Source organism: Nonomuraea sp. NPDC001684 (genome assembly GCF_053596515.1).
The window spans coordinates 1-8,627 of record NZ_JBSFGJ010000397.1 but is presented as its reverse complement, the minus strand read 5'-3'; the positions used below and the strand labels follow the sequence as shown (position 1 = coordinate 8,627).

General features: G+C 70.2%; 10 protein-coding genes. 6 read left to right on the top strand and 4 right to left on the bottom strand.

The genetic code is table 11. The features are described from left to right. Both ACWCSD_RS41175 and ACWCSD_RS41170 read left to right on the top strand, forming a co-directional pair. The coding region (locus ACWCSD_RS41175; protein ID WP_449923042.1) for an alpha/beta fold hydrolase at positions 1–998 on the top strand (998 nt) is incomplete at its 5' end. 90 nt (positions 999–1,088) lie between these two features. After that, positions 1,089–1,688, top strand: a complete 600-nt coding sequence (locus ACWCSD_RS41170; protein WP_449923039.1) for an SIMPL domain-containing protein — start codon at positions 1,089–1,091, stop codon at positions 1,686–1,688. Positions 1,689–1,777: 89 nt separating this feature from the next. Here the strand turns inward: ACWCSD_RS41170 and nadA are convergent, their stop codons facing one another. Next, positions 1,778–2,935, bottom strand: coding sequence for a quinolinate synthase NadA (nadA, locus tag ACWCSD_RS41165; protein WP_449923036.1), 1,158 nt, complete (start codon positions 2,933–2,935; stop codon positions 1,778–1,780). A gap of 157 nt (positions 2,936–3,092) precedes the next feature. On the opposite strand from nadA, the gene erpA reads away from it, so the two are divergent. Next, positions 3,093–3,446 carry an iron-sulfur cluster insertion protein ErpA gene (erpA, locus tag ACWCSD_RS41160; protein ID WP_049566397.1) on the top strand — a complete coding sequence of 118 codons (354 nt, stop codon included), beginning with the start codon at positions 3,093–3,095 and terminating at the stop codon, positions 3,444–3,446. Positions 3,447–3,554: 108 nt separating this feature from the next. Continuing rightward, positions 3,555–4,541: a carbohydrate kinase family protein gene (locus ACWCSD_RS41155; RefSeq protein ID WP_364331808.1), complete on the top strand. Its 987-nt coding sequence runs from the start codon at positions 3,555–3,557 to the stop codon at positions 4,539–4,541. A gap of 53 nt (positions 4,542–4,594) precedes the next feature. On the opposite strand, the gene ACWCSD_RS41150 is transcribed toward ACWCSD_RS41155, so the two are convergent. From ACWCSD_RS41150 to ACWCSD_RS41140, 3 genes are read right to left on the bottom strand one after another with little or no spacing between them, the layout of a single operon-like run. Beyond that, positions 4,595–5,023, bottom strand: a complete 429-nt coding sequence (locus tag ACWCSD_RS41150; RefSeq protein ID WP_387666124.1) for a CBS domain-containing protein — start codon at positions 5,021–5,023, stop codon at positions 4,595–4,597. Positions 5,024–5,077: 54 nt separating this feature from the next. Beyond that, positions 5,078–5,323 (bottom strand): sulfurtransferase TusA family protein, encoded by a 246-nt coding sequence (locus ACWCSD_RS41145; protein WP_352353344.1) that lies wholly within the window; start codon positions 5,321–5,323, stop codon positions 5,078–5,080. Next, positions 5,320–6,462 carry a cysteine desulfurase family protein gene (locus ACWCSD_RS41140; protein ID WP_397162245.1) on the bottom strand — a complete coding sequence of 381 codons (1,143 nt, stop codon included), beginning with the start codon at positions 6,460–6,462 and terminating at the stop codon, positions 5,320–5,322. The genes ACWCSD_RS41145 and ACWCSD_RS41140 overlap by 4 nt, the downstream gene beginning before the upstream one ends. A 175-nt stretch (positions 6,463–6,637) precedes the next feature. On the opposite strand from ACWCSD_RS41140, the gene ctaC reads away from it, so the two are divergent. Both ctaC and ACWCSD_RS41130 read left to right on the top strand, forming a co-directional pair. Continuing rightward, a complete protein-coding gene (gene ctaC, locus ACWCSD_RS41135) occupies positions 6,638–7,438 on the top strand; it encodes an aa3-type cytochrome oxidase subunit II (protein ID WP_449923029.1) in 801 nt (266 codons plus the stop codon). Further along, positions 7,435–8,627: cbb3-type cytochrome c oxidase subunit I (locus ACWCSD_RS41130; protein ID WP_449923026.1), on the top strand; the 1,193-nt coding region annotated here is incomplete at its 3' end. The genes ctaC and ACWCSD_RS41130, both read left to right, overlap by 4 nt.

Genomic DNA, 8,627 nt, shown 5'->3' with positions numbered 1-8,627 from the left:
CGCGCCGGCCACCATGTGGAGCCGGTGCGCTGGCCACGACGGCCGTGCTGACCGCCATGGCGGTGCTGTCCGCGCGCTGGCGCTCGTGGGTGTCGTGGTTGTTCACCGGCCTGAACGTGGGCGCCACCGGGCTCATGCTGGCCGCCCTGGCCGCCGGGCGGCTGGCCGGCGTCGCCCACCGGATCCAGCTCACGATGGTCGCCGTCTGGGTTGTGTACGTGGCGCTCAGGCTGCTCGTCCACGACGACGACGAGGCCCCCTGTGGCCCTCCGCACGTCCTCGACCAGGGCGCGGGCCCCGGCGTGCTCATCACGGCGGGCCTGGGCGGCGCCTGGTTCCACTGGGACGCCGTGGCCGCCGGCCTGGCCGCCTGCCACCGGGTCGTCCGCTTCGACCGTCCGGGGCTCGGCCTCAGCCCGCCCGCGACCGACCGGCCCACCCTGTACGGCGAGGTGGCCCGGCTGGCCGCGCTGGCCCCCGCGCAGCCGTCCCAGGTCACCCTGGTCGCGCACGGCCTGTCCTGCTGGCACGCCGAGGCGTTCGCCCGGTTGCACCCGCTCTGCGTGGCCAAGCTCGTCCTGGTGGACCCCAGCCCGACGCCCGTGCGCCGGCCGCTCGCGCTCGCCGCCGTCCTGGGCGCGTGGCTGCCCGCGCTCGGCGGCACGTGGGGCGCGAACGTGCTGGCCCGCCTGACCGGGCCGCCGGCGCACCGCCTGGTCACGGGCATGGGCGACCCCTTCGGCGTGTACCGGATGGGCAAGGTGCCCGCGGCGGTGGCGGGGGAGTGGCTGGCCCGCCGCGACATGGCCGCCGACCTCCGTGACATCCGGGCCGGTCATCCCTTTCCCGACATCCCGGTCACCGTGCTCGGCGCGGGCGGCCGGGACGCCCGCAGGCAGAGCCTGGCGGCCCGCCTCGACGCCAAGCTGGTGCTGCTGCCCCGCTCGGGACACCAGGTCGAGCTGGACGATCCCGGCGCGATCGTCGACGCTGTCTGAGCCGCGGTCTGAACCGCCTTGTGAGCCGGCCGCGGGCGGGGGCAGGACACGCCCGTAGGATCGAGGCGAACCCAATCTTAGGGGGCAGGCGTGGACATCTCCGTCGTCGGTGAGGGCAGCGTGCAGGCCGCGCCCGACGTCCTGCGGTTGCTGGCGGGCGTCGAGGTGCGCAGGTCGTCGGCGTCCGAGGCGTTCACGGCGGTCAGGGCCGCCGCGGCCCGGCTGGCCGACGCGCTGGCCGGGGCCGGCGTCGCGGCCCACGACGTGCGCACGGTCGAGCTCTCGCTCGGCCCCGAGTACGAGGTCTACCCGAAGGTCTCCGCCTACCGGGCGGCCCAGGGCGTCGAGGTGGTCGTCAGGGACCTGCCGCGGGCCGACGCCGTCATCGACACGGTCGCCGGCGTGGGCGAGGAGGCCAGGCTCAACGGCGTGACCTTCGAGCTGTCCGACCCGGCGTCGGTGCTCGGCGAGGCCAGGGCGAGAGCGTTCAGGGACGCCGCGGCCAAGGCCGCCCACTACGCCGAGCTGGCCGGACGCCCGCTCGGCCCGGTCGTGTCGATCTCCGAGGAGATCAGGGGCGGCCCCCAGCCGCTGGTCGCGATGGCCGCGGCGGCCGAGAGCGCGTCCTCGGTCAGCCCGGGCCGCCAGACGCTCACGGTCGGCGTCCGCGTCGGCTACGACTTCGCCTGACCGAGCCGCAGCCGGAGCCGGGAACAGAGCCGGGCCCGCGGCGAGGGCGGGCGCTCCTCGCCACGGGCCCGGCCCGTCGGGGGAGGGCGTTACGGAAGCGCCAGCATGCGGTCCAGCGCGACCCTGGCCCAGTGGGCGGTGTCCTCGTCCACCGTGATCCGGTTGACGACGTCGCCCAGCACGAGCGACTCCAGCGCCCACACCAGGTGCGGCAGGTCGATCCGGTTCATCGTGGAGCAGTAGCAGACCGTCCGGTCCAGGAACGACACGTTCTTGTCGGGGAACATCGTGGCCAGCCGCTTGACCAGGTTCAGCTCGGTGCCGACGGCCCAGCTCGACCCGGCGGGAGCGGCCTGGAGGGTCTTGATGATGTGCTCGGTCGAGCCCACGTGGTCGGCCTTGAGCACCACCTCGTGCCGGCACTCGGGGTGCACCAGCACGTTCACGCCGGGGATGCGCGCGCGCACGTCGTCGACGGACTCGGCCGTGAAGCGGCCGTGCACCGAGCAGTGGCCCTTCCACAGGATCATCCGCGCCCGGTCGAGCTGCTCGCGGGTCAGCCCGCCGTCGGGGCGGTGGGGGTTCCAGACCACGCAGTCGTCCAGGGACATGCCCATCTCCAGCACCGCCGTGTTGCGCCCGAGGTGCTGGTCGGGCAGGAACAGCACCTTGCGGCCCTGCTCGAAGGCCCAGTCGAGCGCCCTCTTGGCGTTGGAGGAGGTGCACACCACGCCGCCGTTGCGCCCGCAGAACGCCTTGATGTCGGCGCTGGAGTTCATGTACGTGACGGGGACCACCTCGCCGGCCAGACCGGCGTCCTCAAGGGCCTCCCAGCACTCCTCCACCTGGTCGAACGTGGCCATGTCGGCCATGGAGCACCCGGCGGCGAGGTCGGGCAGCACCACCTTCTGGGCGTCGCCGGTGAGGATGTCGGCGGACTCGGCCATGAAGTGCACGCCGCAGAAGACGATGAACTCCGCCTCGGGCCGCGCGGCGGCCTGCTGGGCGAGCTTGAAGGAGTCGCCGGTCACGTCGGCGAACTGGATGACCTCGTCGCGCTGGTAGTGGTGGCCCAGCACGAACAGGCGGTCGCCCAGCGCCTCCTTGGCCTTGCGGGCGCGTTCGACCAGGTCAGGGTCGGACGCGGGCGGCAGCTCGCCGGGACACTCGACGCCCTTCTCGCTGTGCGGATCGGCGCCCTGCCCGAGGACGAAGAGCGGCAGCCCAGTCTGGGTGGCCATCGCCATACCCCCTTATCGTCGTTTTGACGATACTCACTATGACACACGGACGAACGTGGTTATTCCGGGGGTAGGGGACCCGGGAATGTGTGGCATGGGCGAGGTGTTGGTAGCGTCATCAGTAGGACGTCGGAAACAGACAGCCGGGTTAGGGAGTCAGCAGATGACGGTTGAGAGCAGCGAGACCACGACGCAGGGCCTGATCCTGACTGACGCGGCCGCCGCGAAGGTCAAGAGCCTGCTGGAGCAGCAGGGTGAGGAAGGTCTGCAGCTGAGGGTCGCCGTGCAGCCGGGTGGTTGCTCCGGCCTGCGCTACCAGCTCTTCTTCGACGACCGTTCCATGGACGGTGACGTGGTGACGGACTTCGGCGGGGTCAGCGTGGTCACCGACCGCATGAGCGCCCCCTACCTGATGGGCGCCAGCATCGACTTCGTCGACACGATCGAGAAGCAGGGCTTCACCATCGACAACCCCAACGCCACCGGCTCCTGCGCCTGTGGCGACTCGTTCAACTAAGGGGTCACGGCTTCGGCCTGTGGGGTCCCGCCCGCCTTTGTGCGAGCGGGACCTTCGCGTATTCTCGTGGGGCTCATTGGCCTGCTGACAACGAGGAAGAAGAATCCCGTGCGCATCGCCGTAACCGGCTCCATCGCGACAGACCACCTGATGACGTTCCCAGGAAGCTTCGGCGATCAGCTCATCGCCGAGCAGCTCGACCGGGTGTCGCTCTCGTTCCTGGTCGACGACCTTCAGATCCGTCGCGGCGGCTGCGCGGCCAACATCGCCTTCGGCATGGGCTGTCTCGGCCTCAAGCCGATCCTGGTGGGCGCCGTCGGCAACGACTTCGCCGACTACCGCTCCTGGCTGGAGCGCCACGGCGTCGACTGCGAGTCCGTGCACATCTCCGAGACGCAGCACACCGCGCGCTTCCTGTGCACCACCGACGAGCACCACAACCAGATCGCCTCCTTCTACACCGGGGCGATGGCCGAGGCGCGGCTGATCGAGCTGCAGCCGGTCGCCGCCCGGGTCGGCGGCCTCGACCTGGTGCTGATCAGCCCCAACGACCCCGACGCGATGCTGCGGCACACCGACGAGTGCCGCCAGCGCGGCATCCCCTTCGCCGCCGACATCTCCCAGCAGCTCGCCCGCATGGAGGACGAGCAGATCAGGCAGCTCGTCGACGGCGCCGCCTACCTGTTCTCCAACGACTACGAGAAGGGGCTCATCGAGCAGAAGACCGGCTGGTCCGACGAGGAGATCCTCGACCGGGTCGGCGTCCGCGTCACCACGCTCGGCCCCAAGGGCGCCGTCATCGACCGCAAGGGCGAGCCGTCCATCCAGGTCGCCCCGGCCCCCGAGCGCGGCAAGGCCGACCCCACGGGCGTCGGCGACGCCTTCCGCGCCGGCTTCCTGTCCGGCCTGGCCTGGGGCCTGCCGCTGGAGCGCTGCGGCCAGATCGGCAACCTGACGGCCACGCACGTGCTGGAGCGCGTCGGCGGCCAGGAGTACGAGCTGGGCCAGAAGGTCTTCCTGGAGCGCTTCACGGCCGCCTACGGCGCCGAGGCCGCGGCCGACATCGCCGGCCAGGTGCGCTGCTACCACCCCTGACACGCGTACGCCCCGCCCGCCGCAGGCGTGGCGGGGCGATCCCCGTACGGGTGTCAGCGCTTGGCGTACACCCGGTGCACGAACTCGGCGAGCTGGTCGTCCGGCAGGCACCGGGCGAGGTCGGCCTCGCTGATCATGCCGACGATGCGCTCGTTCTCCAGCACCGGCAGCCGCTTGATCTGGTTCTGCTCCATGCGCGACAGCGCCTCCTGCACGGTGGCGTCCGCCGTCACCCAGACCAGGCCGGTCGCCAGCTCGCCCGCCGTCACCTGCGCGGGGTCGTGACCGGCCGCGACGCACTTGATGACGATGTCGCGGTCGGTGATGATGCCGGTCACCCGGTCGTCGGGGCCGCACACGGGCAGCGCGCCCACGTCGTTGTTGCGCATCATCTGAGCCGCCCGGTCGAGCGTCTCGTGCGCGGCGATGCACTCCGCGCCCGTGCTCATCACGTCACGGGCGGTCTCGTTCCCCTTGGCCATGGTCTCCCCCGAATGGTCGATGTGCCGTCAGGGGAGGGCCCTACCCACAAACCGTCAGTAGTTGCGCATCACGTGGATGGCCCAGCCGCCCTCGGGCAGCTCGTACGAGGCCACGTGGCGGTGGGACTTCAGCCGGCACCACGCCGGCACGTCGGTGTAGGCCGCCGGATCGTCGGCCAGCACCGCCACCACGGCGTTGAGCGGCACGTGGTTGATCTGCTCGGCGAGCATGATGATCGGGATCGGGCACTTCTTCCCGAGCGCGTCGATCGTCAATGACGGCTGAGTTACCTCGGTCATGCGACTCCTGCGTCGTGCCGGATGCGGCGCACCAGATCGGGCAGCACGGCCAGGAACCGGTCGACCTCGGCCGCGGACGTGCCCCTGGGCAGCGACACCCGGACATTCCCATGCGTCAGCACGCCCATCGCTTCGAGGACGTGCGATGGACGAAGCGTACTAGCGGTGCACGAGCTTCCGGACGATACGGCGAATCCCGCCTTGTCCAGCTCGGTGAGCAGCGCCTCGCCGTCGACGTAGAGACACGAGAAGGTCACGATGTGGGGCGCCCGGCCGACCGGGTCGCCGATCACCTCGACGTCCGGCACGACCTTCGGCACGGTCTCCCTGATCCGGGCGACGAGCGTGGACAGCCGGGCCTGCTCCTGCGCCGCCTCGGCGCTCATCGCGCGCAGTGCCGCCGCCGCGGCCACGATGCCCGGCACGTTCTCGAAGCCGGGGACCCGCCGCCGCTCGCGTTCGTCCTCGGGCAGGAACGAGCGGAACCGGGTGCCCTTGCGCACCGCCAGCACGCCCACACCGGCCGGGCCGCCCCACTTGTGGGCGCTGGCGGTCAGCACCGACCAGCCCGGCGGTATCGGCATGCGGCCGGCCGTCTGGGCGGCGTCGACCAGCAGCGGCACCCCGTTGGCCCGGCACGCGGCGGCGGCCTCGGCGACCGGCTGCACCGTGCCCACCTCGTGGTTGGCCGTCTGGAGGCAGGCCAGCGCCGTGCCGGGACGCGCGACCGCCTCGGCGAACGCGTCGAGGTCGACCCGCCCCTCCAGGCTCACGCCCACCGTCTCGACCGTGCCGCCGTCGCGTTCGTGCACGCCGGCCGCGTGCAGCACGCTGGAGTGCTCGACCGCGCTGGTGACCAGATGACGCCCGACCCTGCGCCTGCCGTGTAGGGTGCCGAGCACGCCGAGATGCGCGGCCTGCGTGCCGGACGAGGTGAACGACACCTCGTCGGGGCGCGCGCCGAGCGCCTCGGCCACCTCCGTGCGGGCCTGCTCCAGCAGCAGGTGAGCGCGGCGGGCCTGGGTGTACAGTCTCGCGGGGTCGGCCCAGCCGACGTCGATCGCCGCCAGCAGCGCCTCGCGTGCCTGAGGGTGGAGCGGCTCGCTCGAGGCCGCGTCGAAATACGCCACGAGACCCATCGTCCCACTTGCGGCGCCATCGAGGGGTCGCGCGGTAGGGCGGGACACCTGCACGCTAATGTGTCTGCAATCAGCTGTGCATTTGGAAATACGAGCACCCAAGGGAAAGACTCTTGGGCTTCATCTGTGGGGTAGGCGATCCGTGAGTCCGACTCGCCGTACGACGCGGCGTTCGTTGGCCCGGCGCAGGGTGCCGCGCGCCGCCGCTTTGGCGTTGCTGCTGGCCACTGCTACGGCGTGTGCTAATGACGTTCCCAAGTTCGACTGGTCCAACGGCCTGCTGCCCGAGGGCGTGACCGAGCAGGCCGAGGTCGTTCAGCATCTGTGGAACGGGGCCTGGATCGCCGCACTCGCCACGGGCGTCGTCGTCATCGTCCTGATCGTCTGGGCCGCGATCTTCCACCGCAAGCGCAAGGGGAAGGCCGAACTGCCGCCCCAGGTGCGCTACAACCTGCCGATCGAGATCCTCTACACGGTGGTCCCGCTCGTCATGGTCTCGGTGTTCTTCTTCTTCACCGCCCGCGACAGCAAGGCCCTCACGGAGGTCGCAGGCGACGCGCCCGTCAAGGTCAAGGTCGAGGCCTACCAGTGGAGCTGGCGCTTCACCACGACCTACAACGGCAAGACGACGCAGCCCGTGTCCGGCATGCCGGTGCACGACTACCACCAGGGCCCTCAGCTGGTCCTGCCGACGAACACCAAGGTCGAGTTCGACCTCTCGACCGACGACGTGATCCACTCGTTCTGGGTGCCCGAGTTCCTGTTCAAGCGGGACATCATCCCCGGCATCCCGGAGGGCAACCCGGGGCGCAAGTTCGAGATCAAGACGCTCGGCGACGACCGCGTGGGCGTCTACGCCGGCCGGTGCGCCGAGCTGTGCGGCGTCGACCACAGCCGGATGCTGTTCTCGGTGAAGCTCGTCAAGCAGGCTGAGTTCGACCAGTACATCGCGACCCAGGCTGGGAGTGCCCAGTGACCGCCATCCAAGAACCGCTTCGGGCGCCGGTCCGGCCCGTCACCAAGGGCCAGATCATCGCCAAGTGGATGTCCTCGACCGATCACAAGATCATCGGGCACATGTACCTGATCACGTCGTTCGCCTTCTTCCTGATCGGCGGCGTCATGGCGCTGATCATGCGGGCCGAGCTGGCGCAGCCGGGGCTGCAGATCACCAGCAACGAGCAGTTCAACCAGCTGTTCACCATGCACGGCACGATCATGCTGCTGATGTTCGCGACGCCGCTGTTCGCCGGCTTCGCCAACGAGCTGATGCCGCTCCAGATCGGCGCCCCCGACGTGGCCTTCCCGCGCCTGAACATGGTCAGCTACTGGCTCTACCTGTTCGGCAGCGTCATCGCCGTGTCCGGCTTCCTCACGCCGGGCGGCGCGGCCTCCTTCGGCTGGTTCGCCTACACGCCGCTGTCGAACGCGATCCACTCGCCCGGCATCGGCGGCGACCTGTGGATCATGGGCCTGGCCCTGTCGGGTCTCGGCACGATCCTCGGCTCGGTGAACTTCATCACCACGATCATCTGCATGCGCGCGCCCGGCATGACCATGTTCCGCATGCCGATCTTCACCTGGAACGTCCTGCTGACCAGCATGCTCGTGCTGATGGCCTTCCCCGTGCTGGCCGCCGCGCTGCTGGCGCTGGAGGCCGACCGCAAGCTCGGCACGCACATCTTCGACCCGGCCAACGGCGGGCCGATGCTGTGGCAGCACCTGTTCTGGTTCTTCGGCCATCCCGAGGTGTACATCATCGCGTTGCCGTTCTTCGGCATCGTGACCGAGATCCTGCCGGTCTTCAGCCGTAAGCCGATCTTCGGCTACATCGGCCTGGTCGGCGCCACCATCGCGATCGCCGGTCTGTCCATCACGGTCTGGGCGCACCACATGTTCCCGACCGGGCAGGTCCTGCTGCCGTTCTTCTCGTTCATGACGTTCCTCATCGCGGTGCCGACGGGCGTGAAGTTCTTCAACTGGATCGGCACGATGTGGCGGGGTCACCTGTCGTTCGAGTCGCCGATGCTGTTCTCCGTCGGCTTCCTGATCACCTTCCTGCTCGGCGGCCTGACCGGCGTCATCCTGGCCTCGCCGCCGCTGGACTTCCAGATCAGCGACACCTACTTCGTCGTCGCCCACTTCCACTACGTGGTCTTCGGCAC